The organism is Bradyrhizobium ivorense (assembly GCF_900696085.1).
In the GTDB taxonomy this organism is placed as follows: Bacteria; Pseudomonadota; Alphaproteobacteria; order Rhizobiales; family Xanthobacteraceae; genus Bradyrhizobium; species Bradyrhizobium ivorense.
The window spans coordinates 92,359-117,768 of sequence record NZ_CAADFC020000032.1; the positions used below are offsets into that span (position 1 = coordinate 92,359).

The following is a 25,410-nucleotide window of genomic DNA, read 5'->3' on the forward strand; positions in this document are numbered from 1 at the left end:
GCGAGACGGCTGGCATGGCTGGCTTTGACGATCTGGGGCTGTGCGGCAAGCGCGGCCGCGCAGCCCGCACCATCAGGCTATGCCGTCAAACCGTCCGACGTGGTGATCCCCGAGGGCGAGACGCTCGGCGACTACCGGCGGATGATCCAGCCGTTCCGGAACTGGACGCTGATCTGCGACGAAAGCCTGAAGTCGAAGCGCCGGGTCTGCAATGTCACGCAATCGATCGTCAACGCGCAGGGCGTGTTGGCCTTCAACTGGTCGCTGGTGGCGACCGCCGACGGCAAGCCGCTGATGGTGATGCGCGTGCCCGCCGCTGTCGGCACCGGCCAGCCGATCGAGCTCGCGATGGGCGACAAGCCGGACCGCATCATCGCGCAGACCGATCGTTGCGATGCCGCCGGATGCTTCGCGACGATTGCGATCGGCGACATGCTGCGGCGGCACATCCGCGCCGCGACGCCATGCCGGGTCAGCTATCCGCTGCCGCAAGGGCAGCCCGTGGTGCTGGAGGCGCCGCTGGAGGGATTGTCGGTCGTGCTGTCGAAGCTGAAATGACGGCGATGCAGGTACGGCCTCTCCACGTCATTGCGAGCGAAGCGAAGCAATCCATCGGTCAGCCATATGCGGAGCGATGGATTGCTTCGTCGCTATCGCTCCTCGCAATGACGGGACGGCATGGATCATGGGTATGAGGACAGGGACAAACGGCCAATGCAACTGAATCGTACGCTCGTCCTGATCTTCGCCTCGGTGGTCACGGCGCTGGTCGTCGCGGCGTTCAGCGCCGCCGTGGTCGGCTACGCCCAGCAGGCCGCGCCGACGCAGCTGCAGCCGCCGCCCGGCGCACCGCAGCCCGCGAAAAAGCCGGTCGCGGCCAAGCCCCACGCCAAGCCGCAGGCGCAAACTCAGCCTCCCGCCGCGGCAGCCGCAGCACAGCAGCCGGCCGCTGGGCAGCAGCAAGCCACCGTGTTCGACGACCACGCGCGGCAGGCCAACATCACCACCTGCGCCAGTCTGTTCGGCACGCTCGGCCGCGGCGTCACGGTGAATTCGACCTACACGGCGAAGTCGCAATGGGATTCGAGGGCCGGCAACGTCCATTCGGTGCAGTCGCTGGTCGCGCTCAGCCAGCCGGCGCCGAACAACACCACCCTGCCGGCGGCCGGCGTCGTGTTCGCGGCGCCGGTCGGATCCGGCTGCGAGGGCAATCTGGTGCGGATCACGCCGAATCCGCAAAGCTGCTCGGCGGTCGCGGCCGAGCTCGCCAAGCTCAACGGCCAGAGCAGCGCGCTCGGCGAGCTCTCGACCCTGACGCTGCCGAACGGCGCCCAGGTGATGCTGATCCCGGTCGGCAACGCCTGCGTCGCCGTCACTGCGCTGCGCATCGCGGGGTGAGGCCGAAACAATCCGACGAAGTTTATCGTAAGGTGAGCACGTCAGTCAGGCTCCCTCCCCCCTTGCGGGGGAGGGTTGGGGAGAGGGGTGGCCCCGGGCGAGATCGTGGATGGAGTCGCTGCTCTCGCAACTTTGGTCGTCCCATGTGTCGACGTGCATGTCGAGAGAGCACGCCGTGCGGCACCCCTCTCCCTAACCCTCCCCCGCAAGGGGGGAGGGAACCCTTCCGCTTGTGCTTCCCTTACGCGTCAATTGTTGAACGCGCGGCGAGCCGGCCACTGCAATGACCGCAGTCCTCAATACGTCGCGGTGAGATACTCCACGATCTTGCCGACATCGGCATCGTCGATCGGCGCGCCGTAGACCTTGATCATCTTGGTGACCTCGGCCTGCCAAAAGTCCTTCTTGAACTTCTCGCCCTGCGGCTGGGTCTTGATGTAGTCGGGCGAGTGGCAGGCGGTGCAGTTGTTCTGCACGACCTCAAGGTTGGGACCGGGCTTGAGCGTCGCGGTCTCCTCGGGGAGCGTGTAGTTCACCGGTGCGGCGATGCTGGCGGCGATCGACAGCGTGGCGATCGCGGCGAAGGCGGGGATGAGCTTGCTGATCATGATGCCCTCCTCACGCCGCTGTGACGCGCACGGTTTCGACGACATTGCGCAGGTAGCCGGCCGGATTCCACAACGGATCCATCGGCTGGGTGTCGCCGGCATTGTTGGTGGCGCGCACCTTCAGCTCCGAGGGTCCGGCGGGGAGCTTCACCGGCAATTTCCATTCCCGGAAGGCGTATTTGCCAAAATCCTTGCCGAGCTTGGCCGGGGTCCAGGTCTTGCCGCCGTCGGTCGACACCGTGACTTCCTTGATGCCCTTGCCGCCGTCGAAAGCGATGCCGCGCAGCAGGGTGCGGCCGGCCTTCACCTTGGCGCCGTCAGTGACGCTGGTGATGAAGGAGCGCACGGTGAAGCGGTTGATCGGGATGGTCGCCTTCGGCGCGGTGCCGGGCTCGACCGCGTTGTTCGGCGTATCCGGAATCCGGTAGGCGGATTTCATCCAGAAGCCGTCGAACACGCTGTCGATCACGGTGATTTCATTGAGATGCTTGACCCAATAGGTGCCGTAGTAACCGGGCACCACCAGGCGGAGCGGAAAGCCATTGAGGAACGGCAGGTCCTCGCCGTTCATGCCATAGGCCAGCATCACCTCGCCGTCGCGGGCGTGGTCGATGTCGAGCGCCTTGACGAAGTCGGGTGTCTTGTCGCTGACCGGGCCGTCCATGCCGTTAAAAGTGACCTGCTTGGCGCCGGCCTGCACGCCGGCCATGTCGAGCACGGCCTTCAGCGGCACGCCGCGCCAGCGCGCGCAGCCCATCGCGCCGTTGCCGAGCTGGCCGCCGGCGACGCGCGGATTGAAGAAGCCGCGGCTGTTGCCGGAGCATTGGTTGACGGCGACGATCTCGGTCGCCTTCATCTTCCGGATCTCGTTCAGCGACAGCTTCAGCGGCTTGTCGACCTTGCCCTTGATCTCCAGCGTGAACTTGTCGGGATCGAGGTTGTAGGGAATGTCGGCGAGGTGGTAGCGCACGAAGAAGGCGTTGTTCGGCGTCAGCGGGCCGTCGTTGAAGATAGCAAACGGCGTCTCGAGCTGCGGCGGGCGGCTGGTCAGGCCGATCATCGGGCGCTTCTGCGGATAGCGCACCAGCGGCCGTTCGCCATTGCCGAACGGCAGCGTCACCGTGTCGAGCGCCCATGCGCCGCGTGATCCCAGCCCCGTCACCAAAGCGGCCATGCCGGCGCGCTTCATCAAGTCTCGTCGATCGAGCATTCCGCTTCCTCCGAAGCCAATCTATCGCGAGCCGGTCACCACCGGACTCATGCGAGCAAATGTCGCATCGGGGAACCCGAAGTCAATTGATCCTTCGCAGAGTACCGCGGCCATTGCATTGCAGCAATGAAAAGCCCGGCCACAGTGCGTGGCCGGGGCGTTTCGATCGAACCGTCAGGTTTCGATCAGTAGCAGACGTTCACGGTGCGGTAGCGATAGCCGTAGGGCGTCATCACCAGGCGGGTGACGTAGCAGCCGGAGTCGACGAAGCCGACGCCGATGCCGAAGCCCGGACCCCAGTAGTGATGATGATGCGGATGGAAGCCCCAGCCGAACGGCTTGGCGGAGGCGGCGGTCGGCGCCAGTGCGGCAGCACCGAGCGTGGCAACGGTAGCGAGTGCGAGCGTGACTTTGCGAAACATGGTCTTCTCCTTCAGTGCGCGTTGAACTCTGTCGCGGCGCGGTTGCAGTGTTACCCATCGCCGATCTGTCGCGTTCGCCAGGCGGCACGTTCGAGATATCTCGCTGAACGCAAGTTCAGATGTGCGGTGGGTCACACTGGGAGAAGGTGCCGGTTCAGGCCGCGACGGCGCGCCGCTCGGCAACCAGCGCCGACAGCCCGCGGGTGGATTCCACGGCGCGCACCAGCATCGGCTCGTTGCGGCCGCGGATCGCGACCTCCTGCGCGGGCAGGGCATCCTCGGCGACACCCGCGAGGGCACGCACCTCGTCGGAGATCACGGCCTCGCAGGCAAGGCTCTTGGTCATGTCCTGCAGCCGCGCTGCGACGTTGACGGCATCGCCGAGCGCGGTGAACACCATGTGGTCGCGATAGCCGATGTCGCCGACGATCACCTCGCCGCCATGGATGCCGATGCCGAAGCGGATCGGCTCGCGCAGATCATGGCTGAGGAACTGGTTCAGCTCGTCGATATTGGCCGCGATCAGCGCCGCCGCGCGCAGCGCCTGGCGGCAAGCCTCTTCGCGGCCGGTGGTGAGGCCGAACAGCGCCAACATGCCGTCGCCGATGAACTGGTTCGGCCGGCCGCCGGCTTCCAGCACCGCCTGCGACACGGCGCCGAGGAAGCGGTTGACGATGAACACGGTGTCGAACGGCAGCCGCTTCTCGGCGAGCTGGGTCGAGCCGCGCATGTCGACGAACATGCTGACGAGATAGCGCTCCTGGCCGACCCGCGCCGGATGGTCGGCGCTGGCATTGGCCGACATCGTGTGCGGCAGGAACAGCTGGAAGAAGGTCAGGTCGGCATTCGGCCGCAGCTGGCAGGCCAGCCGGATCGACGGGTCGTCGCTGCCGACCCGGTGCAGCACGAAGGCCTCGCGCGGCGACGGCTCCGGCAGCGCGGCGTGGTCGCCGATGATCCGGATGCGGCAGGTCGAGCAGCGCGCGCGGCCGCCGCAGACGCTGGCATGCGGCACGTTGTAGCGCAGGCTCGCCTCCAGCACGCTCAATCCCCTCGGCACCCGCAGGGTGCGGCCGTTGCCGTAGGACAGTGCGATCATGCCGCCGCGGCGCTCGAGCAGCGCACGGCCGGCGCGCGCCACCAGCACGAGGCCGAGCAGGCCGAGATAACCGTAGATCAGATAGTCAGTGATGCTGTCGAGCATCTTGCCCTGGGCCGCGGTGCCGAACTTCGCGACCGACAGCTCCTGCTTGCGCCAGTCCGCATCTTCCCAATCGGACATCGTGGCGCGGCCGCCCTGGTAGATGCCAAGCATCGCCAGCGTCGGGATCAGCACCGCGGCGGCAAGCAGCAACGGCGCCGCGCGCTTGAAGAAGGCGCGCATCCGCAGCCAGAAATACAGCCCGATGCAGCCGTGCACCCAGGCGATCACCAGCACCGCGAGCATGGTCCAGAGCCGGTTCGGCGAGGCGATAAAGAACGTGTACAATTCCTGCGGATAGAGTTTTTCGTGCCCGTACAGCGCCTGGCCGAGCCGTACGCCGACGATATGGGCGATGATCAGCATCGGGATGCTCAGCCCGAGCGCGAGCTGCAGCGGCTCGATCGCCTTCCAGCGGAATTCGCGGCGCTGGTAAAGCGCCCAGATGCCGAGCGCGGTATGCACCAGGCAGGCGCCGTAGAACAGGATGGCGACCGGGAGAAATTGCCAGAACATGGTGTGGTAGTGGACGCCGATCATCATGGCGTCGACCGAGATATTGCCGAGCGCGTGGTTGAGGAAATGGCTGACCAGATAGGCGAACATGATCGCGCCCGAGACGAGGCGGACCTGCCGCAGCCCGACGCCGCGGGCCATGTCCTGCAAATGTTCGCGCGAAGGGGAGGCCATGTGATTCATGATCGGCAAGTCTAGTGCTTAATTCCCGTGGTGAACACCACCGCGGGGCCGGGTGGGCGTGATGGCGGCGGCCGTAACACGTTGACACCCCAGCAAGAGTCGAACAAAAAGCGCGCCGTGACGATAGCCTCCGCCGATAACAACAACGTTAAGCCGCGCCGGTCGCGCGCGCCGGACTGGCGCGGCGTGATCGCCGTGATCGTGGCCATGACCGCGATGCGGCTGGTCTATGCCCACGCGCTCGATCTGCGCACCGACGAGGCCTATTACTGGACCTGGTCGAAGGAGAGCGTGCTGTCGTTCCTCGACCATCCGCCGATGATCGCCTGGTTCATCCGCTTCGGCACCGCGATCCTCGGCGACACCAATCTCGGTGTCCGCCTCGCCGGCATCGTGGCGATGCTGGCGACGCAGCTCTTGCTCGCTGACATCGTCCGCCGCGTCACCCACAACAACGTCCGCGCCGTCGTGCTGGCGCTGCTGCTGCCGGAGGCTGCGCTGTATTACGGGCTGCTGATGGCCAAGGTCGCGCCCGACACCGCGCTGATCCCGTTCGCGACTGCGATGCTGTGGTCGCTGGTGCGGCTCGCGCAAAGCGACGACGGACGCTGGTGGCTCGCGGCGGGCCTGTTCGCCGGGCTGGCGCTGCTGTCGAAATTCACCGCGATCATGCTGCTGCCGGCGGTAGCAGCGTTCGCGCTGGTGCCGGACTGGCGGTGGCGCTGGCTGCGCAGCCCGTATCCATACCTTGGGGCGCTGATCGCCGTCGCCGTGTTCGCGCCGGTCTTGATCTGGAATGCCCAGCACGACTGGGCCTCGTTCCGCTTCCAGGCGGTGCGCGCCACCGCCGAGCGAGCGTTCACGCTGCGCACCGTCGGCGAATTCATCGGCATGCAGTTCGGCCTGGTCGGCTTCGTGCTGCTGCCGGTGACGCTGTTCGGCACGGCGCTGACGGCGTGGCGCGGCTATCGCAACCGCGAGCCGGTCGCGATCTTGCTGTCTTCAGCGGTGCTGGTGCCGTTTCTCTATTTCCTCTGGAAGTCGCTGACGCTGCGGGTCGGCGACACCTGGCCGATGTTCTTGTGGCCGGCCGGCTTTGCCGCGGTCGCCATCAACGTGACGCGGATGCCGTACGAGGGCTGGTCGATCGGACTGATCAAATCCACCGTGTTCTGGGCGCGGACCGCGATCCCGACCGGCATCGCTTTCGTCGTCATCGTGTTCCTGTACTACATGTTCGCGCCGTGGAATCTGACCGGCCTCACCGATCCGATCGGCGCCGAGGCCGGCTATGACAAGCTGGCCGCGCGCGTCGAAGCGCAGGTGCAGGCGACCGGCGCGACCTGGGTCGCGACCTCGGACTATCGCACCTACGCGATGCTGCGCTGGTTTTTGCGCGGCAAGGTGCCGGTCGTCGAGATCACCGAGCGCGGCCGCTTCCAGGGGTTTGCCGATCCCGGCATGGCGATGATCCGCGATCACGTCGGCCTCTATGTCGGCCGCGAGCCGGAGAACAATCTGGCGCTGTGGAACGAGACATCAGCGGTGCGCCAGCCGCTCGAGCGCGTCGTGCGCAGCTGGCGCGGCACGGTGATGGATACCTATTCGCTGGAGAGACTGAGCGGCTGGACGCCCGATCTGTCGCCGCCGCCGGACAGTACGTTCTTCCGCTGGCGCGTGCTGGCGCTCTTCTTACCTTCTCCCCTTGTGGGAGAAGGTGGCAGCCGAAGGCTGCCGGATGAGGGGTATCTCACCGCGGGTTCGGTGCGCGTGGAGAGATACCCCTCACCCGAGCGTGCGCGTGGCTAACGGCGGTGTAGCCCTCTCCCACAAGGGGAGAGGGCGCCATAACTGCCGCCGGCGCTATTCGTCTTCCGCTGGCGCGTGCTGGCGCTCTTCTTACCTTCTCCCCTTGTGGGAGAAGGTGGCGCGCATATGCGCGCCGGATGAGGGGTATCTCACCGCGCGGTGGTGCGCGTGGAGAGATACCCCTCACCCGAGCGTGCGCGTGGCTGATGGCGGAGCTGCCCTCTCCCACAAGGGGAGAGGGCGCAATCACTGCCGCCGGCGCCATTCGTTCTTCCGCTGGCGCGTGCTGGCCTTCTCCTTCTCCCCGCTTGCGGGGAGAAGGTCGGGATGAGGGGAAGTCTCGGCAGGGATGGTGAGAGACGGACTCGCGGAGACTCCCCCTCACCCGGATCGCATTGGCATGCGATCCGGCCTCTCCCCGCAAGCGGGGCGAGGCTGAGGCCTAGCGCGCATTGTCTTCCTCCCGCTTGCTCAACAGGTCCTTCGCGAGATCGGTCAACGCCGGCCGCGGCAGCGCGTTGAAGGGCATCGGGCGCGTCACTTCGATCGCGGCGAGGCCGAGCCTTGCGGTGAGCAGGCCATTGAGCATGCCTTCGCCGAGCCGCTGCGAGAGTTTTGCGGCGATGCCGTGGCCGAGCATCTGCTGGATCAGGCTGTCGCTCGCGGCGATGCCGCCGGTGATGGCAAGATGCGCGATCACCTGGCGCAGCAGGCTGATCATGCCGAGCGCGCCGGGCCGCCCGCCATAGAGCCGCGCCAGCTGGCGGATCATCCGCAGGCTCGCCACGAATACGAACACCACGTCGATCAGCGCGCGCGGTGAGACCGCGGTGACGACCGAGACGCGCTGCGCCGCCGTCGACACCAGCCGTCGCGCTTCCTGGTCAAGCGGCGTCATCAATTCGCGCTCGGCGAGGCGGATCATGTCGGCGCCGTCGATGATGTCCTCGGTATGGCTCTGCAGCGCGCTACGGGCGCGCGCGAGCTGCGGGGTGCGGTGCGCGAGCTTGAGCAGGTCGGCGACGACGGCCCGGCTCGCCTTTCGATCATCGCTGATCAGCACTTCGGCAGCTCGCAGATGCAGCTTCTCGATGGTCGCAAGCCGCGCCAGGCCGACCAGCTCGCGCGCGGTGATGACGGCGAGCGCCACCGCGGCAATGACCGCAAAGCCGAGCCCGAGAAAGCCGAGGCCTTGATTGCGCGCAAAGAGATCCTCGACCAAATTGATGACGCCGAGCCCGGTGCCGAGCACCACGAGCCCCGCGACCGCGCCCCAGAACAGCGTGCCCCAGCGGAAACCGCGGCGCGCCGGCAGCAGCGGCGCATCCGCCGGCACCGGCAGTTGCGCGGGCTCGGCCTCGGGCACGATCTGGATCGTGCCGCGGGCGAGGCGGCTGGTGTCGTCAGGATCGATCAGCACCACGCCGGGATCGTCGAGCTTGAACGTCGCCGGCCGCCGTGGCGGCGTCTTCTCGTTCATTGCAGTCTGTCTCCGATCAGGAACTGGAGAGCGCGGTCAAGGCGGATGTGAGGCAGCACAGGCTCGGCATCGCCGTTTCGTTCCAGCTTTGGCGGGCGGAAGCGCAGGAAACGGTAGTCGGCGCCGTCGGCCCCGGCGCTGGCGAGGCCGCGGAATGTACCCTTGAACAGCTCCTCGGGATTGTCGGGCAGGTCGCCCGGAAAGGTCGCAACCTCGGTCTCGCCATCGAGTATCTCGCCATTGGCGACCTCGCCCGGCGCTGGCGTGCCGAGGATCGACGGCAGTTTGTCGCGGCCGCGCGCGACCTGCGCCTCGCGGGTGGCGCGCACTGCAGCCAGCGCCACCACGTCGATGGCGGCGCCGGCATATTCGGCGCGCTCGGCGGCCTTGGCCACGATCCGGCGCAGCACCGCCTCCAGCCGGTCGTGGCTCTGGTGATGCAGGTGATCGGCCTTGGTCGCCGCGAACAGGATGCGGTCGATGCGCGGCCGGAACAGCGCGGTAAAAATCGTGCTGCGGCCGATCCGGAAGCAGTCGAGGATGCCGGCCAGCGCGGCCTCGAGGTCGTGCAGCGCCTCGGGGCCGGCGTTGAACGCGGCGAGCGCATCGGCGAGCACGATCTGACGATCGAGCCGGGCAAAATGATTGCGGAAGAACGGCCGCACCACGACATCCTTGTAGGCTTCATAGCGCCGCCGCATCATCGCCCACAGCGAGCCGTCGGGCGCGCTGCCGACGACTGATACGTCGAGCGGCGCAAAGGTCATCGCCGGCGTATCGGCGAGGTTGCCCGGCATCAGGAAGCGGCCAGGCGGCAGCAGGCTCATCGCAAAGCGCTCGTCGCGGCAGCCGCGCAGATAATCGGTGAACAGTTTTGCCTCGGTCAGCGCGGCCTGTTCGTCCGCCTTGGCTTCCGCCTGCAGCGTCGCGAGATGTGCGTGCCACTGCGCGGCGAGACTGGCGCGCAGCGGCTCGCGCGACAGCGCAAGGCTCTCGGCGGCCCATTGCTCAAAACTCTTGTTCAGCAGCGGCAGGTCGAGCAGCCACTCGCCGGGGTAGTCGACGATATCGAGTGTCAGCGTGCGGTCCGCGCCATTTTGCCGCTGGTACTCGATCACGAGCCGCAGCTCGGAAATGTCGGTGGTCGAGTTCGGCCAGCGCCGCTCCTCGACCAGGGTGCGGACATGGTTTTCGTAGGCGAAGCGCGGCACCGCATCGTCAGGTTGCGGTGCAAGATATGCTCGCGCGATCCGTCCCGAGGCGTAGGCCTCGAATACCGGGAAGCGGCCGCCCCGCGTCAGGCCGTGCACCAGCGCCGTGATGAACACGGTCTTGCCGGCGCGCGACAGGCCGGTGACGCCGAGCCGCACCGTGGGATTGAAAAAGCCCTCGCCATAGTCGAGCAGCGCCCGCGCCGAGAGCCGGGCTTCCTCGACGATATCTGAGAAACTGGGGGTCATGGAGGGTTAACAAAAACCCGGCAGGAGAGGGCGGAATGAGGCAGGCGGATACCAGCAAGGTGGCGATTATCGGGCCAAAATCAAGCTTCACATTTCCGGCGCCTTTGCAGGCGAGGCATTGAACGCTTCGTCGCTCCAGCGATACCCATCCTAATCGGTCCAGAGGAAAGCGTACCGGCATGACGGTGTTCCGCCTGAAGCAACTCGCCTCGAACTCGATCCACGCGGCCGGCGCCGTGCTCTGGAATTACGACCGTGCCGAGCTGATCGCCGACGGCGTCGTGCATCTCGTCGGCATCTGCTTCGGGCTGATCGCCGCCACCGCGCTGATCGTGCTGACCGCGGTCTATGCCGGCCCGTTCGACGTCGCCGTGGTGTCGGTCTATGTCGCCGGCCTGCTGGCGATGCTGGTGCTGTCCGCGACCTACAATCTCTGGCCGGTGTCGCGCGCGAAATGGGTGCTGCGGCGCTACGATCACTCGGCGATCTATCTGTTGATCGCGGCGACCTATACGCCGTTCATCGTCCAGCTTCGGGACAGCTATGTCGCGATCGCGCTGCTGATCGGCGTATGGTGCGTGGCGATCGTCGGAATCTGGCTCAAGCTGACCTATCCCGGCCGCTTCGACCGGCTCTCGATCGGGCTCTATCTCGCGATGGGCTGGAGCGGCATCATGCTCTACGACGCGGTGGTAAAGGCGCTGCCGGCGATGGCGCTCGGCTTCGTGCTGGCCGGCGGCATTCTCTACAGCCTGGGTGTGATCTTCCACTCCTGGCGCCGGCTGCGCTTCCAGAACGTGATCTGGCACTGCTTCGTGCTGCTCGGGGCCGCCTGCCACTATACCGCCGTGTTCGACGTCGTGCTGGCAAGCTGAGGCCCTCGCCAATCCCGTCGAATGGGCTATCATGTTTCCGGATAAGGCCGTTCCGCTCTCTCACCGTCACCCTGAGGAGCCGCGAAGCGGCGTCTCGAAGGGTCGACGGCCACCAGCCGGGCCGTGCATCCTTCGAGGCTCGCTCAGCGGCGCAATTGCGCCGCAAGAGCTCGCACCTCAGGATGACGGGACGCGCGGGGTAGGTGAGCAAAGTGCGCAAACTAATATCTTGGGAGGATGGCCATGCAGGTCGCTGATAAAGTCGTGGTCGTCACCGGCGGCGGCAACGGCATCGGCAAGGCGTTGTGCGAGGCGTTCCATGCTGCAGGCGCGGCCAAGGTCGTGGTGGTCGATCTCGATCACGCCGCGGCCGAGAAGGTCGCAGCCAGCGTCGGCGGCGCCGCGTTCAAATGTGACGTCGGGCAGGAGAAGAACGTCCTGCACGTGGTCGAGGCGACCGAGCGGATGTTCGGCCCGATCGCGCTGTTCTGCTCCAATGCCGGCATCGGCGGTGGATTCGATCCGCTGTCGGTGAACGCCGGCGGCACCTCGGATGAGCCGTGGTCGCGGAGCTGGGCGATCCACGTCATGGCGCATGTCTATGCGGCGCGGCACCTGGTGCCGCGCATGAAGGCGCGCGGCGGCGGCTACTTCCTCAACACCATCTCGGCGGCGGGCCTGCTCTCGCAGGTCGGCAGCCCGGCCTATTCGACCACCAAGCACGCGGCGGTCGGCTTCGCCGAAAACCTCGCGATCTCGCACCGCGCCGACAACATCAAGGTCTCGATCCTCTGCCCGCAAGGCGTCGACACCAACATGCTGCGCTCGATCCCGAAGGGCCCGCAATCCGGCGACGGCGATCTGACCGCGGAGCAGGTCGCGCAGGACGCGCTCAAGGGCATCGAGCAGGAGACGTTCCTGATTCTCCCGCACCCGCAGGTGCTCGGCTACATGCGCAAGAAGACCGAGAATTACGACCGCTGGATCGGCGGCATGGCCAAGATCCAGGCCAAGATGCGCGAGACGCACGGGAAGTGATGGCAGGCGAGGTCGGTGAGCGTGTGAGGTGAGCACGCTGGCCAGGCTCCCTCCCCCTTGCGGGGGAGGGCTGGGGAGAGGGGTGGCCCCGGACGAGATGATTGACGAGTGCATCGCTCGCTATCGCAATCTCGGCTGTGCATCACCGAAAGCAGATTGAGAGGGCACGTCGTGTGGTACCCCTCTCCCTAACCCTCCCCCGCAAGGGGGGAGGGAACCCGTCCACTTGGGCTTCCCTCACGCTTCGGTGGCGGCGTGGATTGCCGATATCGGGCAGACAGCCCCGCTACTTCTTCTTGCTCTTCTTCGGCTTCGCCGGCTTGTCGCTCAGCAGCTCGCCGATATCGGCGATGCTGCGCGAGGGGAGGAAATTTGCCGACGCGCAGATGTCCATCGCCTGCTGCGGTTCGAGCGCGGAGGTGTCGCGGTCCTTGCTCTCGCCGCCGCCGGCGACCCAGGCGCTTTCCCAGAGCACCGCGAGCAGATGCGTGCCGTCCTGCATCGCCGTGATCGTGCCCGCGCCGTACTTGTCCCAGAACATCGCCTTGGTGTCTTTGTGGTTCTTGATCGCGGCCAGATAGTCCCGCAGCATGTCGGCCGGCGGCAGCGCCTCGAAGGTCTTGCGCATCAGATCGATGGTCGCCTTGGCGGCATCGAAGCCGCTGCCGATCCGCTCCGGCGCCTCCACGGCCGGCGTCTTGCGGAGGGCGGTGAGGATGTCCTTGCGATGGGCATTGACCATGCCGTCTTCATAGGCGCTGTGCAGCCCCTGGCCGAGCGGGACGCGCTTGACGTCCGTGGTGCCGTCGCGGTGATGCACGGTGTGGCTGGTGGCCTTTTTCGGATCGCCGTCGTGCAGATAGGAGATGTGCAGCGGCTGGCAGGAATCGCCGATGTAGTGGGTGAGCACGCCGGCGGCGCAGACGAAATTGGCCATCTCGTCGTTCTGCACGAACTCGACCATCTTGTCGAAGATCTGCCAGACCCGGAACGGCAGCAGGCCGCGATGCTCCATCGTGATCGGCTTCTGCTCCAGCAGATCCTCGACGCTGGAATAGAACTCGTTCCACACCTTCGGGTCGATGTTCTTGGCATCCTTGCACAACGTCAGCAGGTCGACGCCGTCCTCGTCGCGCACCTGGTCCATATCGGCGAAATGGTTCGGGCCCTCGAAGTGCCGCGTGTGGCCCTGATGGCCGTGCTTCCAGAAGAAATCCGGCACGTCGGCCATCGGGATGAAGTCGAGATCGCCCATCTTCTTGAAGTCGCTCTTGAGGATGGTGCCGTCGTCATGGCTGATGATGGCGGCGTTGTTGTCCATCAATTCCTTGAGCTTCGGCACGGCCTCGGACAGCGCGCCGCTGACGCGGCCTGCGATGGCAAAATGCCCGACCGCGCCCCAGGTGTCCGGCTGGTCCAGATTCCAGTCTCTGACGACATCTACATCGAGCCGGTCGCAGATCGTGCTGAGGCAGGTTGCCAGCGCATAGGCATGCGGCTGCTGGCTCAGCGCCGAATACAGTCGGTTGGCACCCCATTGCAGCGCAAGCGGCCGCGGCTTGTCGCTCGAACCGAGACTGTCGACGCGGCTGGCGCCCTCGCTCGGTTCCAGCAGCCAGAGCGTGCCGGAGTCGCCGGGGACGGTGACGAATGGCGGCGGCGTCGGGGCCTCCTTGGTCGGCGTTCGCGGACCGATGAAGAAGTCGGAAATGTATTCGAACCCGCCCTTCGACTTGTAGCGATAGAACAGCGCCTGGATTTCGCCGCTGATCCACTGGCTCGACGCGGCGCCGTAGCCGCGGACAATGCGGCCGAGCAGCGCCATCGGGAAATTCGCGGAGGACAGGTCGACCATCGGGCCCATCACCGAGCCGTCCTGCAGCTTTGCGGTCCAGGCGTTGACGTCCTTGATGTCGATCAGCCCGGCGTCCATGTTGACGTAGACCGATTTGCCCGGCCAGCTCGGATAGACGTCGGTAAACGGCACGCGCGTCGCCTGGTGCTGCGACGAGGTGCCGATCGGCTGGGCGCGGCCGCCGAGCTGCGACGACAGCACTTCGCCGGTCTCGCCGGTGACGTGACGGTTGGTCAGCGCATAGGCCTTGTGGCCGTCGGTGACGAGGCAGGCGACGGTCGCGAAATGATTGCGGTTCTGCACGTCGACGAACACCGGATTGCCGCTGCCGATATTGTTCAGCGGATGCCGCTTCACGGCCGGCGCCTCCGGGCTCACCGGATCCTTCGGCGCCTCGATCACGCAGACCGGCACACGCCGTCCGTCCGGCAAATACAGCGTCTTCGGCACCGCCTCGTCGGCATTGTAGCGACGGCCGCTGCCGAACTCGGTGGCCGCGATCCAGTCGTCGACGAACACCAGCACGGCCGGCCAGGAATTGGAGCGTACCTCCGAGTTGCCGAGGTTACGCGGTCCGTCGGGCGCCACGCCCTCCTTGCGGATCCGGTAGTAGCCGATCGCGGTCGCCAGCACCTTGGGATGCCGCATCAGATGCACGTGGTACTGCTCGCGCGCATCGAGCAGATCGAGCATCGAGAGCGCGTCGTATTCGGAACGCTCGGGCGAGTGGGCGCGGCTCGCGGGAGGGGCGGCGGCCGGTGCTGCGGCCTTGGCTGCGACGGTGGTGCTAGGGGGCATGACACTCTCCCAACGGGCAATGAAAATGCGCGGCGGGATTTGACATCACGGCGGGCAACAGGAGTGTGACGCGGGCTACAAATTGCGAAAAATGATCGGCGGAGAGAGTGCGCGTTGCGCGGCGGTGTGGCCGGGAGAGAACACCGTAATCCGTCATCCTGAGGTGCGAGCTCTTGCGAGCCTCGAAGGATGCACGGCCACCAGCCGGGCCGATTCATCCTTCGAGGCTCGCCGAAGAGGCGAGCACCTCAGGATGACGGGTAGTGAAGAGCTGATGTGGGCTCGCCGCTAAGCCTTCTGCGCGTAGAGCAGCGGCACCGCCGAATCCACCATCACCTCGATCAGGCTGGTCCCCGCCGACGACAGCCCGCGTTTGTAGGCACCCGCGAGCTCGGCCGATTTGGTCACTCGCACCGCATCGCAGCCCATGCCTTGCGCGAGCTTGACGAAATCGATGCCGGGCAGTTCGAGGCCCGGCACGTTGCGCACCTGCATCACCTGGCTGAACGAGCGCATCGCGCCGTAGCCGGAATTGTTCATCACCACCACGGTCAGCGGCAGCTTGCGTTGCGCTGCGGTCCACAGCGCCTGGATCGAATACATCGCCGAGCCGTCGCCGATCAGGCAGACGGTACGGCCCTCGCGGCGGCCCAGCGCCATGCCGACCGCGGCCGGCAGGCTGTAGCCGAGCCCGCCGCTCGCCATGGTGTAAAAACTGTCCTGGCCGCGCATCGGCATCGTCTTCTGCATCAGCGGCCGGTGCGAGGGTATTTCCTCGACCAACGCGTCGTGCGGTACCATCGCGGCGGCGAGCGCATGCAGCGCGTATTCGGCGGGGATCGGATCGCCGGCCGCGGGCGCGGGCGGCAGGATGCGGCCGGCCGGCGCGGCGCGCTTGGTTTCGCCCAGCATCTCGAGCAGCACTGAGAGCGCCGGCCTCATGGTCGCGATGATGCTGTGGCCCGCGGGCGTGATCGCCGCAGCGTCGGCATCGTCGGTGATCTGGAAGATCGTGGTGGCGCCGTCGAAGATCGCGGCATGGCCTTCGACATGGAAGGTGAACACCGGCGCGCCGATCACGACGACGAGATCATGCTCGCGCAGCGCGTCGGAGAGCTGGCCGGGCGCGGCATGCAGAAAACCGGCAAATTGCGGATGGCGCTCGGGGAATGAGCAGCGCGCCGAGAACGGGCTGACCCAGACCGCGGCTTTTGCCTTTTCGGCGACCTTCACCATCAGGTCGACCGCCTCCGCGCGATCGACGGCGGGGCCGACCACGAGGGCAGGGCGCTTGGCATCGGCGAGCGCCGCCACCAGCGCTTCCATCGCGGATCGATCGGGGCCGATCTCGCGGCTGACCCGGCGCGCCTCGAGCGGCTGCGTCGCGTGCGCCCAGTCGTCGATCGGCACCGAGACGAAGGTCGGCCCGCAGGGCGGCTGCATCGCGACGTAATAGGCGCGCGCGATCGCGGCCGGCACGTCCTCGGCGCGCGCCGGCTCGACCGCGAACTTGACATACGGCCGCGGGAATTCGCTGGCGCGCTCGGCGTAGAGGAATGCCTGCAGCGGCATGATCGAGCGCGCCTGTTGTCCCGCCGTGATCACCAGCGGCGTCTGGTTGCGATAGGCGTTGTAGATGTTGCCGAGCGCGTTGCCGACGCCGGCCGCCGAATGCAAATTGACGAAGCCGGCATTGCGCGTCGCCAGCGCGTAGCCGTCGGCCATGCCGACGACGGCGGCTTCCTGCAGGCCGAGCACGTAATCGATGTCGTCGGGCCAGTCGCTCAGGAACGGCAGCTCGGTCGAGCCGGGATTGCCGAACACCTTCTTGATGCCCCACGCGCGCAACAGGCCGAAGGTGGCGTCCTTGACGGTGACGGTCTTGCCTTTCGCGGCGGCGGGTTTGCGGGACGACATCGGGCGCTGGCTCCCATTGCTGGTGTCTTATGGTGTTTTGGCCTTCCGCCATTGCGCGGGGAGCACACGCGGAAAAGCAATCCACCTGTCGATGGATTGCCCGATAATGTCAAGCTGCGGGCGCGCCTGCGCGTTACGCTTCGTTGAGCCCCGCCCCGCGATCCGACAACAGCTTCTGCGCCTTGGGCGTCAACTCGTAGAGATCGCCGTCCATTGCGACGTATCCCTCCTTGATGAGCCTGTCGACCTCGCCTTGCATGTCGTCGGCAAAGGCAATGGACTGGGCGATGTCGCGGAGAACCGCGACCTGTTCGTCTCTAAGCATGGCGTCCTCCGTCTGGGGCGAGGAACGCGCGACGTGCGATTGCGTTCCAGCGCCGGCCGCCGGGGGCGGCGGGAGCGGCGCCGGGATCAAGCTCTCGCCTTGGCAGCAATCGCTCTGCAACGACGACAATCGCTCTGGGGCAGCGGCGGATCCGGCTCGCTAAAGGTCGAAGCTACCGCCGGCGTGGCGTCGTCGACGCATCCGCAGGGCGGGCGGTCAGGAGGAGACACACATGGACCTCGACAACACTTCACACTCCGCAGGGCACAGCCCCGAAGAGCTGGTTCCGTCGCGCTACGCACTGAAGATCGGTGAGATCGACGTGATGGTGGTCAGCGACGGCGTGCTGCCGCTGCCAGGCGCGATGCTGGCCCACAATGCCGACCCGGCCGTCCGGGCGGCCTGGCTGAAAGACATGTTCCTGCCGTCGGACGCGTTCGATTGGGCGCTGAACGTGGTCGTGGTGCGCAGCGGTAGCCAGACCATCCTGGTCGACGCCGGGCTCGGCTTCGACCCGCAATTGAACCTGCCGCGGGCCGGGCAGCTGACCAAGCGACTGGAGGCCGCCGGCATCGATCTCGGGTCGGTGACCGACGTGGTGCTGACGCACATGCACATGGACCATGTCGGCGGGCTGATCGTCGACGGGGTGAAGGAGCGGCTGCGTCCGGACCTGCGGATCCATGTCGCGGCCTCCGAGATCGAGTTCTGGGAATCGCCCGATTTCTCCCGCGTCGCCATGCCGCCCGGGTTCCCGGACGCGCTGCGGGCCGCCGCCAAGCGGTTCACGAAGGAATACCAGAACCATCTGCGCACCTTCGAGGAGAAGCATGAAGTGGCGCCGGGCGTGGTCGTCACGCGCACCGGCGGCCACACCCCCGGGCACAGCGTGGTCCGCGTGGCGTCCGGCGGCGACCGGCTGATGTTCGCCGGCGACGCCGTGTTCACGGTCGGGTTCGAGCACCCCGACTGGTACAACGGCTTTGAGCACGACCCCGCGGAGGCGGCCCGCGTTCGGGTTCGTCTGCTGCAGGAACTGGCAAAGACCCGCAGCCTCCTGGTGGCCACGCACCTGCCGTTCCCGTCGATCGGCCATGTGGCCGTCGACGGCGATGCCTTCCGCTGGGTGCCGGTCTACTGGGACTACTGAGCGCTTGTCACGTAAGGGCCGAAAACGAGGGCGCGCTGTTTGGCGCGCCCTAATTGGCCTTGTGCAGCGCGGCCGTCTGCTTGGCGAACTGCTTGTCGAAATCCTGCTCCAGCCCGCCGACATAGGTCGCGTTCTCGCCGGGCTTGACGAACGGGTTTGCTGCACCGTCCTTCATCTGCGCGCGCTTGGCCTGCATGTCGTAGACTTCCGGATGCGGTCCGAGCAGCACGTCGACCTTCATCGCCTTGACCTTCGCAAACGTCGAGCGATAGTCGTCGACGATGCCGGAATAGGTCGGGTTGCCGACCAGGCGATTGAGCGCCACCGTCCCGCTGCAGAAGAACAGCACCGTACGGTTCTGGCCGCCGTCGCTGACGGTCATCTCCCAGCTGGTGCAGCCGGGTGAATGGCCGGGCGTCGCATGCGCGATCAGCGTCACGTCGCCGAGCGTCACCTTGTCGCCTTCCTTGACGGTGCGATCGACCTTGACCGGCGGAAAGCCGAGATCGGCGTTCTTCTCGTCGCCCGGATAGTAGCCGCCTTCCAGCAACGGCTTGTCGCGCTCGCCGGCGATCAGCTGCGCGCCGGTCTCCTGCTTGATCTCGGCAAAGCCGCCGGTGTGATCGAGATGCGCATGGCTGTTGAGGATGATCTTGATGTCGCCGGGCTTGAAGCCGAGTTTTGCGATATTGTCCTTGATCATGCCGGTCGACTGCGGCATCGCGGTGTCCATCAGGATCAGACCCTGCGACGTCTTGATGACGTAGACCGCGATCCCGTCGGTGCCGACATAATAGATGTTGCCGATCAGGTTGAACGGCTCGAACGGCGCGGTCCATTTCTTCATGACGGTCGCCATGAAGTCCTTCAGCGACTGCGCCTGCGCGCCGGTCGTGATCAGCGCCAGGGCGCACAGTGCGGCTGCGAGCGTTCTCATGATTGCCTCCCCGTTCTTGTTGTTTATGCACGCGCGGCGGCACTATGCGTGGCGCCGCTCCCGACCGCAAGCGACGGGCGCGGCGGACCGCCATGCACGATCAGAGCTAGTCACGCAGCAGTGCGATCAGGCGGCCGCATTCATCCTCGGTTCCGACCGTGATGCGCAAGAAATCCTCGATCCGCGGTTTCTTGAAATGCCGCACCAGCACGCCGCGCTCGCGCAGCCGGGCCGCGAGGTCGGCACCGCGATGCCCGGGATGGCGCGCGAACACGAAGTTGGCGTGCGACGGCAGCACCTCGAAGCCAAGCGTAGAAAGGTCATGGGCGAGCGCCTCGCGGCTTGTGATGATGCGCTGTCGCGTCTCCTGAAACCAGGCATCGTCCTCGAGCGCCGCGGTCGCGCCGGCGATGGCGAGGCAATCCAGCGGATAGGAGTTGAAACTGTCCTTGACCCGCTCCAGCGCCTCGATCAGCGGCCGTTGCCCGATGGCAAAGCCGACCCGCAGCCCGGCCAGCGCGCGTGACTTGGAGAGAGTCTGCACCACCAGCAGGTTGTCGTGGCTGATGACCAGCGGCACGGCGCTCTCGGCGCCGAAATCGACATAGGCCTCGTCGATCACCACCAGCCGGTCCGGACGTTCGGCCACCAGGGCCTCGATTGCGTCGCGCGGCAAGGCGATGCCGGTCGGCGCGTTCGGATTGGCTAGCAGGACCGCGCTGCATGGCCGCCGGTAGTCGGCGAGCGCGATCCGCATCGCGGCGTCGAGCGGCACCTCTTCGTAGCCGACAGCATAGAGGCCGCAATAGACCGGGTAGAAGCTGTAGGTGATATCGGGGAACAGCAGCGGCGCATCATGCTTCAGCAGCGCCTGGAAGGTGTGCGCCAGCACCTCGTCGGAGCCGTTGCCGACGAACACTTCGTCCGGCGCGACGCCGTAGCGCGCGGCGATCGTCTCGCGCAGCAATGTGGCGTGCGGGTCGGGGTAGAGCCGCAAACGATCCACCGCGGCGGCGATCGCGGCCAGCGCGCGCGGCGACGGCGGGTAGGGATTCTCGTTGGTATTGAGCTTGACGAGGCCGGCGATCTTCGGCTGTTCGCCGGGCACGTATGGCGACAGATTGTGGACGACCGAACTCCAGAACCGACTCATGATCTCCGATCCGAATAATGCGACCAAATTGTAGATCGCATCACACTAGGCGATTGCACGCCGCGATGAAAGCCTTGCTCAGGTCGCGTATTGGGCGATGCCGTGGCCGAACGACCAGTTCTCCTTGGCGACCTCGACCAGATTGATGACAACATCGTCCGGCCGTCCGCCCAGCTGGCTCTGGAAGTCGTCCACGATGCGCTTGTAGAACGCCTTCTTCATCTCGACCGTGCGTCCGGCGTTGAGCGTGATCTGGATGAACACGATGTCATCGCTGTAGGTGTTGCCGAGATAGTTTTCGGCATAGTTCAGATCGCCGCGATCGTGCTCGGTGATGACCTGGAATTTGTCGTTCTCGGGCACGTTGATCAGGTCGGTCATCGCCTTGTAGACGATCTCGCCGAGGGTCTTGCGGTATTCGGCGGACTTGCCGCGCTTCAGGTCGATGCGAACGAATGGCATATTGGTCTTCCTTGTTGCGCGGGCCTCGGCCGGACCGGTCCTGCGTGATTGGAAGCGCTGCGAAGGGCGATCGCTTCTGGAGCGTCGTCTCTCGCGCCGGCGCGCGGAATTTCAGCGGCTCGCCTTGAACGCCTCCCAGCGCGCGTCGCGCTCTTTCTGGTATTTCGGCGATCGCTCCGCGACCACATCCGGCCAGTGCAGCGGCTCGCCGCAGCTCTGGCAGACAGGGCCGAGCCCGGTCGGCTTGCCGCAACTGAAATGCGTGTAGTTCATGGAAAGGCCTTCCCTGGGCGACTTGCACCAGGTCTCGCCCCAGGCGCGCAGCGCGAACATGACAGGGAAAAACGCCTCGCCCTTCTTCGTCAGGTGATATTCGTGGCGCAGCGGACGCTTATTGTAGACGCGCCGCGTTACCAGTCCGTCGGTCTCCAGCTTCTTCAGCCGCGCCGCGATCATCTGCGGCGTGCCGCCGGTGTAGGCCTGGATCTCCTCGAAGCGGTGGTTGCGTGCGAACAGTTCGCGCAGGATCAGCACCGTCCAGCGGTCGCCGACCACGGCTTCTGCACGAGCGACGGGGCAGAGCGTTTGGTCAGCTGTCTTGTCCTTCATGATCACGGTTTCTTCATTGGGCTTGTTACTATGAATTTCATAGTAACGTGGATATTGTCAAATGCGGATTCAACACGTGCCGTTGCGCGGTCATCACAATCCAGGGAGCGAGCCATGACCACCGAAACCAAGGCAGCGAGCGCTGCTTCAGTCGATCTGAAGCTCGAAGTGGTGGTAATTCCCGTCTCGGACATCGATCGGGCCAAACAGTTCTATCAGCATCTGGGCTGGCGGCTCGATGCCGATTTCGTCAGGCCCGACGGCTCGCGCGCCGTTCAGCTGACGCCGCCCGGCTCGCCGGCCTCGATCCATCTCGGCAGCGGCGCACCGTTGCCGCGTTTCCTGATCGTCACCGACATCGAGGCGGCGCGCGCCGAGCTGATCGCGCGCGGCGCCGATGTCAGCGAGGTGTTTCACCGCGGGCCGCAGGGCCCGGTCAGCGGGCCGGACCCGGAGCGGCCGAGCTACGGCTCGCTCGCCACCTTCAACGATCCCGACGGCAATGCCTGGCTGCTGCAGCAGGTGACGCAGCGTCTGCCCGGACGCGTCGACGGCAACAGCACGACCTTCACCTCGTCGGCCGATCTTGCCGCCGCGCTGCGTCGCGCCTCCGCCGCGCATGGCGAGCACGAGAAGCGTACCGGCGGGCACGATGCGAACTGGCCGGATTGGTACGCCGAGTACATCGTCCGCGAGCAGGCCGGCAAGCCGCTGCCCGAGTGAGCTGCCAAGCAGGAGTAACTGGTATGCCCAAGCTCGCAATCATCGCCACCATCGACGTCGCGCCGGGGACGCGCGACAAGGTGCTGCCGCTGTTGATGGCACACCGCACCCGCTCGCTGAAGGACGAGCCGGGCACGCTCGAGTTCAATGTGCTGGTGCCGCGCGACGATGCTGCAAAACTGCTGCTCCACGAAGTCTACCAGGACGAGGCGGCGTTCGAGGCGCATCGCAATGCGCCGTCGATCGCCCAGTTCCGCAAGGAGAGCGCCGAATTCGGCGTCAAGGTTGCCGGGACATGGTGCACGCCGGCTGAGTAGCTACACGTTGGCGTCGAACACCGGCGCGTAGCCGCCGCCCTGCGCGCGGATATGCGCGCAACGCGGGCCGCGGAAATGCGCCGGCACCACCAGCCGGCCGCTGTCCGCGGCCTCGGCAAGGATCTTGGTGCGCGTCTCGCGCGCCAACTGCGGGTCGGCGCAGGATGACGTCGACAGGCCGTGCTGGAAGATCTGCAGCGGATTGTGGATCGCATCGCCGCAAAAGATCGCGCGCTGCTGCGCCTGCTCGACGACAAGCCCCATCTGGCCGCCCGTATGGCCCGGCAATGGGACGAGCCGCAGCCCCGGACCGGGCTCGTAGCCGTCGTCGACCAGATCGGCGCGGCCGGCCTCGACGATCGGAATCACGCTCTGCTCGAGCGCGCGGGCATGGATCGGCGGCGCGCGTCCGGCATCGTGCTGCGCCATCCAGTCGGCGAGCTCGCGACGTCCGAACAGATAGCGCGCATTGGGAAAGGTCGGCTCCCAGCGGCCATTGTCACGCAGCGTGTTCCAGCCGACGTGATCGACGTGCAGATGGGTGCAGAACACCAGATCGATCGCGGCAGGATCGACGCCGCTCCGCCGCATGCGGTCGAGGAAGCCGCTGCCGCGCCGCTGGTGCCACCCCGGGATCTCGGGAATCTCCTTGTGGTCGCCGATGCAGCAATCGATCAGCAGCGTTCGTCCGCCGCTTCGCAGCACGAAGCTCTGGATCGCGAACCTGGCGAGACCCCGCGCGAGATCGACGAAGTCGGGCTCCAGCGTGCCGCGATGCGCCGCGATCAACTCCGGAACGTAGCCCGGGAAGAATTCCGAGAGCGGCGCGATAAAATCGTCATCGTCGACGATGACGTCGACCGTCGTGTCGCCGATCGCAAAGCGCATGACAGCTCCTGTCCCGCAATCCGGTGCTACCCCGAGCGTAGCACGGCGGCGCTACGCTGGCGAATTGCGGGGAGGGAGCCGTCAGGTTCTCACCAGGTCGCTGTGCCCTTCATGGTCGGCTGGCCCTCGGCATTGGCGGTCCACAGCTCCATGGCGCCGTCCTTGTCGTTGGCGTTGATCGAGAACTCGCTGCCCTCGAACAGCGGCTGCACGCCGCGATAGGAAAACTTCTTCGGCGGCTTGCCGCCGCGCAGCTTTGCGGCGAGCTCGACGATGAAGGCGGCCTGCAGCGGGCCGTGGAAGATCAGGCCCGGATAGCCCTCGACCTTGGTGACGTAGTCGCGGTCGTAATGGATGCGGTGGCCGTTGAAGGTCAGCGCGGAATAACGAAACAGCAGCACCGGATCGGAGACGTGGCTCTCGCGATGCTGCGCGGCCGGCGGAGGCGGCGGCGCCTTGGCGGGTGCGGCGGCCGGGGTGCTGGTCATCTCGCGATACACGATGTCCTGCCGCTCGCGGATCGCAACGCCGCGCGAGGTCGTCACCTCGTGATTGACCGAGACGAAGCACAGCGTGCCGGTCGAGCCCGACTTCACCGTGACGTCGGCAATGCGCGAAGTCCGCTTCGCCTCGTCGCCGATCCGCAACGCGTCGAGGAATTCCAGTTCGCCGCCGGCCCACATCCGGCGCGGCAGCGGTACCGGCGGCAGGAAGCCGCCGCGGGTCGGATGGCCGTCCGGGCTGAGCTGCGACATCGGAAACACCGGCTGCGCCAGGCACCAATGCGTGGTCCACGGCGCGGCGTCGCCGGCCTTCGGCTCGCCGATTTCCTGGAACAGCGTCGCGCGCAGCCCCATCACCAGATATTTGGTGACGACGTCGGAGGCCTCCGTGCTGCGGCCGATCCACTGGCGGAGATGATCGAGGTCGATTTTGTCGCTCATGAGATTTTGCCCGAGCAGGAGAAATCTTAAGACCGTTTGATGCGCTCGCCGATCGCGGGCACCTTGCCGTAATGCCTGTCCGCGCCGACCACGATCGCGGCCGGAGCCGGATAGCTGACCTTGCCGTTCGGCGTGTCGACCTCGATGCGACGCAGATGCGGATGTTTCGCGAGGTCGTCCATGCTGTTGACTTCGGCGAACGCGATGTCCGCCTCCGCAAGCTTCGCCAGCAGCTGCTCGCGCGTCAGCCGGCCGAAGGCCTCGCCGACGATCCCGTCGGTCAGCGCGCGGTTGCGCACCCGCTCGACCATGTTGGCAAAGCGCGGATCGTCGGGAAGGGCCGGCTGATCGAGCACTTTGGCGCACAGCGTCTTCCACTCGCGCTCGCTCTGGATCGAGATCAGGATCTCCTTGCCGTCCCTGGAGCGGAACACGCCGTAGGGCGCGATCGAGGGATGGGCGAGGCCGATACGTTTGGGCGCCTTGCCGTCCTCGGCATTGAGCAGCGGCACGGTGAGCCAGTCCGCCATCACGTCGAACATCGAGATCCGGATATCGGCTCCCTCGCCGGTGCGGCCGCGTCCGATCAGCGCCTCGAGGATCGCGGCATGCGCGGTGGCGCCGGTCGCGACGTCGACGATCGACATGCCGACGCGCGAGGCGCCCTCGGGGCCGCCGGTGATCGAGGCAAGCCCGCTCTCGGCCTGGATCAGGAGGTCATAGGCCTTGCGGTCGGCATAGGGGCCGCTGTCACCATAACCGGTAATCGTGCACATGATCAGCTTCGGATAGTCCTTGCGCAGCCGCTCGCGCGAAAAGCCCAGTTTGTCCATCGAGCCGGGCTTGAGGTTCTGCAGCAGCACGTCGGCGCCTGCGATCAGGTCTTCAAGCTGCGCGCGGCCTTCCTTGGTGGCGAGATCGACCACCGCGGAATCCTTGCCGCGGTTGAGCCAGACGAAATAGCTGCTTTGGCCCTTCGCCGCGGCGTCATAGCCGCGGGCGAAATCACCCTCGGGCCGTTCGATCTTGATGACATGGGCGCCGGCGTCGGCCAGGCGCGACGAGCAGAACGGCGCGGCAACCGCCTGTTCGACGGCGATGACGGTCAATCCCTCAAGCGGCAGCATGATGC

At 66.3% G+C, this 25,410-nt stretch carries 24 protein-coding genes; 8 read left to right on the forward strand and 16 right to left on the reverse strand.

Translation table 11 applies throughout. The features are described 5' to 3' along the window. Positions 1 to 24 precede the first annotated feature (24 nt). Both CI41S_RS37800 and CI41S_RS37805 read left to right on the forward strand, forming a co-directional pair. The gene (locus CI41S_RS37800; RefSeq protein WP_139864115.1) at positions 25 to 558 is read left to right on the forward strand and encodes an invasion associated locus B family protein; all 534 of its coding nucleotides are present in this window, start codon (positions 25 to 27) and stop codon (positions 556 to 558) included. Between the two features lie 156 nt (positions 559 to 714). Then, the gene (locus CI41S_RS37805; protein ID WP_139864116.1) at positions 715 to 1,398 is read left to right on the forward strand and encodes a hypothetical protein; all 684 of its coding nucleotides are present in this window, start codon (positions 715 to 717) and stop codon (positions 1,396 to 1,398) included. Positions 1,399 to 1,694: 296 nt separating this feature from the next. On the opposite strand, the gene sorB is transcribed toward CI41S_RS37805, so the two are convergent. The 4 genes from sorB to CI41S_RS37825 all read right to left on the reverse strand — a co-directional run bounded on the left by sorB (position 1,695) and on the right by CI41S_RS37825 (position 5,529). Further along, on the reverse strand, positions 1,695 to 2,006 hold the full coding sequence (sorB, locus tag CI41S_RS37810; RefSeq protein WP_139864117.1) for a SorB family sulfite dehydrogenase c-type cytochrome subunit: 312 nt from the start codon (positions 2,004 to 2,006) through the stop codon (positions 1,695 to 1,697). A gap of 10 nt (positions 2,007 to 2,016) precedes the next feature. Continuing rightward, entirely contained in the window at positions 2,017 to 3,216 is a 1,200-nt protein-coding gene (gene sorA / locus CI41S_RS37815) for a SorA family sulfite dehydrogenase catalytic subunit (RefSeq protein ID WP_139864118.1), read from the reverse strand. A 185-nt stretch (positions 3,217 to 3,401) separates the two neighbouring features. After that, the gene (locus tag CI41S_RS37820; protein ID WP_139485772.1) at positions 3,402 to 3,638 is read right to left on the reverse strand and encodes a hypothetical protein; all 237 of its coding nucleotides are present in this window, start codon (positions 3,636 to 3,638) and stop codon (positions 3,402 to 3,404) included. 154 nt (positions 3,639 to 3,792) lie between these two features. Then, positions 3,793 to 5,529 carry an adenylate/guanylate cyclase domain-containing protein gene (locus tag CI41S_RS37825; RefSeq protein ID WP_172628357.1) on the reverse strand — a complete coding sequence of 579 codons (1,737 nt, stop codon included), beginning with the start codon at positions 5,527 to 5,529 and terminating at the stop codon, positions 3,793 to 3,795. Positions 5,530 to 5,745: 216 nt separating this feature from the next. Here CI41S_RS37825 and CI41S_RS37830 point away from each other — a divergent pair, with 216 nt between their 5' ends. Beyond that, on the forward strand, positions 5,746 to 7,347 hold the full coding sequence (locus tag CI41S_RS37830) for a glycosyltransferase family 39 protein (RefSeq protein WP_139864231.1): 1,602 nt from the start codon (positions 5,746 to 5,748) through the stop codon (positions 7,345 to 7,347). Positions 7,348 to 7,789: 442 nt separating this feature from the next. On the opposite strand, the gene CI41S_RS37840 is transcribed toward CI41S_RS37830, so the two are convergent. Further along, complete coding sequence (locus CI41S_RS37840) at positions 7,790 to 8,827, reverse strand: YcjF family protein (RefSeq protein ID WP_139864120.1); 1,038 nt, start codon at positions 8,825 to 8,827, stop codon at positions 7,790 to 7,792. Beyond that, entirely contained in the window at positions 8,824 to 10,287 is a 1,464-nt protein-coding gene (locus CI41S_RS37845) for a YcjX family GTP-binding protein (RefSeq protein ID WP_139864121.1), read from the reverse strand. Before CI41S_RS37845 ends, CI41S_RS37840 begins: the two co-directional genes overlap by 4 nt. A gap of 179 nt (positions 10,288 to 10,466) precedes the next feature. On the opposite strand from CI41S_RS37845, the gene trhA reads away from it, so the two are divergent. Beyond that, a complete protein-coding gene (trhA, locus tag CI41S_RS37850) occupies positions 10,467 to 11,162 on the forward strand; it encodes a PAQR family membrane homeostasis protein TrhA (RefSeq protein ID WP_139864122.1) in 696 nt (231 codons plus the stop codon). 243 nt (positions 11,163 to 11,405) lie between these two features. Further along, the gene (locus CI41S_RS37855) at positions 11,406 to 12,200 is read left to right on the forward strand and encodes an SDR family oxidoreductase (protein WP_139864123.1); all 795 of its coding nucleotides are present in this window, start codon (positions 11,406 to 11,408) and stop codon (positions 12,198 to 12,200) included. Between the two features lie 286 nt (positions 12,201 to 12,486). Here CI41S_RS37855 and CI41S_RS37860 read toward each other — a convergent pair whose 3' ends face one another. The 3 genes from CI41S_RS37860 to CI41S_RS37870 form a co-directional block, all read right to left on the reverse strand. Beyond that, a complete protein-coding gene (locus tag CI41S_RS37860) occupies positions 12,487 to 14,853 on the reverse strand; it encodes a phospholipase C/P1 nuclease family protein (protein WP_244626817.1) in 2,367 nt (788 codons plus the stop codon). 288 nt (positions 14,854 to 15,141) lie between these two features. Continuing rightward, the gene (mdlC, locus tag CI41S_RS37865) at positions 15,142 to 16,770 is read right to left on the reverse strand and encodes a benzoylformate decarboxylase (protein WP_139864124.1); all 1,629 of its coding nucleotides are present in this window, start codon (positions 16,768 to 16,770) and stop codon (positions 15,142 to 15,144) included. A gap of 133 nt (positions 16,771 to 16,903) precedes the next feature. Beyond that, positions 16,904 to 17,095 carry a hypothetical protein gene (locus CI41S_RS37870; RefSeq protein ID WP_139864125.1) on the reverse strand — a complete coding sequence of 64 codons (192 nt, stop codon included), beginning with the start codon at positions 17,093 to 17,095 and terminating at the stop codon, positions 16,904 to 16,906. 232 nt (positions 17,096 to 17,327) lie between these two features. On the opposite strand from CI41S_RS37870, the gene CI41S_RS37875 reads away from it, so the two are divergent. Further along, positions 17,328 to 18,245 (forward strand): MBL fold metallo-hydrolase, encoded by a 918-nt coding sequence (locus CI41S_RS37875; protein WP_139485779.1) that lies wholly within the window; start codon positions 17,328 to 17,330, stop codon positions 18,243 to 18,245. 49 nt (positions 18,246 to 18,294) lie between these two features. Here CI41S_RS37875 and blaBJP read toward each other — a convergent pair whose 3' ends face one another. From blaBJP to CI41S_RS37895, 4 genes are all read right to left on the reverse strand, one after another. Then, entirely contained in the window at positions 18,295 to 19,182 is an 888-nt protein-coding gene (gene blaBJP / locus CI41S_RS37880) for a BJP family subclass B3 metallo-beta-lactamase (RefSeq protein ID WP_139864126.1), read from the reverse strand. Positions 19,183 to 19,288: 106 nt separating this feature from the next. After that, positions 19,289 to 20,335, reverse strand: coding sequence for a histidinol-phosphate transaminase (gene hisC, locus CI41S_RS37885; RefSeq protein WP_139864127.1), 1,047 nt, complete (start codon positions 20,333 to 20,335; stop codon positions 19,289 to 19,291). Positions 20,336 to 20,413: 78 nt separating this feature from the next. Then, on the reverse strand, positions 20,414 to 20,797 hold the full coding sequence (locus CI41S_RS37890) for a tautomerase family protein (RefSeq protein WP_139864128.1): 384 nt from the start codon (positions 20,795 to 20,797) through the stop codon (positions 20,414 to 20,416). Between the two features lie 111 nt (positions 20,798 to 20,908). Next, positions 20,909 to 21,406 carry a winged helix-turn-helix transcriptional regulator gene (locus CI41S_RS37895; protein ID WP_139864129.1) on the reverse strand — a complete coding sequence of 166 codons (498 nt, stop codon included), beginning with the start codon at positions 21,404 to 21,406 and terminating at the stop codon, positions 20,909 to 20,911. A gap of 114 nt (positions 21,407 to 21,520) precedes the next feature. On the opposite strand from CI41S_RS37895, the gene CI41S_RS37900 reads away from it, so the two are divergent. Continuing rightward, the gene (locus tag CI41S_RS37900) at positions 21,521 to 22,129 is read left to right on the forward strand and encodes a VOC family protein (RefSeq protein ID WP_139864130.1); all 609 of its coding nucleotides are present in this window, start codon (positions 21,521 to 21,523) and stop codon (positions 22,127 to 22,129) included. 23 nt (positions 22,130 to 22,152) lie between these two features. Continuing rightward, positions 22,153 to 22,446 carry a putative quinol monooxygenase gene (locus tag CI41S_RS37905; protein ID WP_139864131.1) on the forward strand — a complete coding sequence of 98 codons (294 nt, stop codon included), beginning with the start codon at positions 22,153 to 22,155 and terminating at the stop codon, positions 22,444 to 22,446. Here CI41S_RS37905 and CI41S_RS37910 read toward each other — a convergent pair whose 3' ends face one another. The 3 genes from CI41S_RS37910 to CI41S_RS37920 form a co-directional block, all read right to left on the reverse strand. Further along, positions 22,447 to 23,334, reverse strand: coding sequence for an MBL fold metallo-hydrolase (locus CI41S_RS37910; protein WP_139864132.1), 888 nt, complete (start codon positions 23,332 to 23,334; stop codon positions 22,447 to 22,449). 89 nt (positions 23,335 to 23,423) lie between these two features. Then, entirely contained in the window at positions 23,424 to 24,278 is an 855-nt protein-coding gene (locus CI41S_RS37915) for an HTD2 family dehydratase (protein WP_139864133.1), read from the reverse strand. A gap of 26 nt (positions 24,279 to 24,304) precedes the next feature. Beyond that, a complete protein-coding gene (locus tag CI41S_RS37920) occupies positions 24,305 to 25,405 on the reverse strand; it encodes a CaiB/BaiF CoA transferase family protein (RefSeq protein WP_139864134.1) in 1,101 nt (366 codons plus the stop codon). Positions 25,406 to 25,410 lie beyond the last annotated feature (5 nt).

Coding starts and splice junctions, on each gene's coding strand:
- CI41S_RS37910 (WP_139864132.1), bottom strand. CDS start 23,334: ATGCGCTTTGCGATCGGCGACACGACGGTCGACGTCATCGTCGACGAT.
- sorA (WP_139864118.1), bottom strand. CDS start 3,216: ATGCTCGATCGACGAGACTTGATGAAGCGCGCCGGCATGGCCGCTTTG.
- CI41S_RS37890 (WP_139864128.1), bottom strand. CDS start 20,797: ATGCCATTCGTTCGCATCGACCTGAAGCGCGGCAAGTCCGCCGAATAC.
- sorB (WP_139864117.1), bottom strand. CDS start 2,006: ATGATCAGCAAGCTCATCCCCGCCTTCGCCGCGATCGCCACGCTGTCG.
- CI41S_RS37805 (WP_139864116.1), top strand. CDS start 715: ATGCAACTGAATCGTACGCTCGTCCTGATCTTCGCCTCGGTGGTCACG.
- mdlC (WP_139864124.1), bottom strand. CDS start 16,770: ATGTCGTCCCGCAAACCCGCCGCCGCGAAAGGCAAGACCGTCACCGTC.
- CI41S_RS37900 (WP_139864130.1), top strand. CDS start 21,521: ATGACCACCGAAACCAAGGCAGCGAGCGCTGCTTCAGTCGATCTGAAG.
- CI41S_RS37855 (WP_139864123.1), top strand. CDS start 11,406: ATGCAGGTCGCTGATAAAGTCGTGGTCGTCACCGGCGGCGGCAACGGC.
- CI41S_RS37905 (WP_139864131.1), top strand. CDS start 22,153: ATGCCCAAGCTCGCAATCATCGCCACCATCGACGTCGCGCCGGGGACG.
- blaBJP (WP_139864126.1), bottom strand. CDS start 19,182: ATGAGAACGCTCGCAGCCGCACTGTGCGCCCTGGCGCTGATCACGACC.
- trhA (WP_139864122.1), top strand. CDS start 10,467: ATGACGGTGTTCCGCCTGAAGCAACTCGCCTCGAACTCGATCCACGCG.
- CI41S_RS37875 (WP_139485779.1), top strand. CDS start 17,328: ATGGACCTCGACAACACTTCACACTCCGCAGGGCACAGCCCCGAAGAG.
- CI41S_RS37845 (WP_139864121.1), bottom strand. CDS start 10,287: ATGACCCCCAGTTTCTCAGATATCGTCGAGGAAGCCCGGCTCTCGGCG.
- CI41S_RS37840 (WP_139864120.1), bottom strand. CDS start 8,827: ATGAACGAGAAGACGCCGCCACGGCGGCCGGCGACGTTCAAGCTCGAC.
- CI41S_RS37830 (WP_139864231.1), top strand. CDS start 5,746: ATGACCGCGATGCGGCTGGTCTATGCCCACGCGCTCGATCTGCGCACC.
- CI41S_RS37860 (WP_244626817.1), bottom strand. CDS start 14,853: ATGCCCCCTAGCACCACCGTCGCAGCCAAGGCCGCAGCACCGGCCGCC.
- CI41S_RS37820 (WP_139485772.1), bottom strand. CDS start 3,638: ATGTTTCGCAAAGTCACGCTCGCACTCGCTACCGTTGCCACGCTCGGT.
- hisC (WP_139864127.1), bottom strand. CDS start 20,335: ATGAGTCGGTTCTGGAGTTCGGTCGTCCACAATCTGTCGCCATACGTG.
- CI41S_RS37920 (WP_139864134.1), bottom strand. CDS start 25,405: ATGCTGCCGCTTGAGGGATTGACCGTCATCGCCGTCGAACAGGCGGTT.
- CI41S_RS37825 (WP_172628357.1), bottom strand. CDS start 5,529: ATGGCCTCCCCTTCGCGCGAACATTTGCAGGACATGGCCCGCGGCGTC.
- CI41S_RS37915 (WP_139864133.1), bottom strand. CDS start 24,278: ATGAGCGACAAAATCGACCTCGATCATCTCCGCCAGTGGATCGGCCGC.
- CI41S_RS37895 (WP_139864129.1), bottom strand. CDS start 21,406: ATGAAGGACAAGACAGCTGACCAAACGCTCTGCCCCGTCGCTCGTGCA.
- CI41S_RS37870 (WP_139864125.1), bottom strand. CDS start 17,095: ATGCTTAGAGACGAACAGGTCGCGGTTCTCCGCGACATCGCCCAGTCC.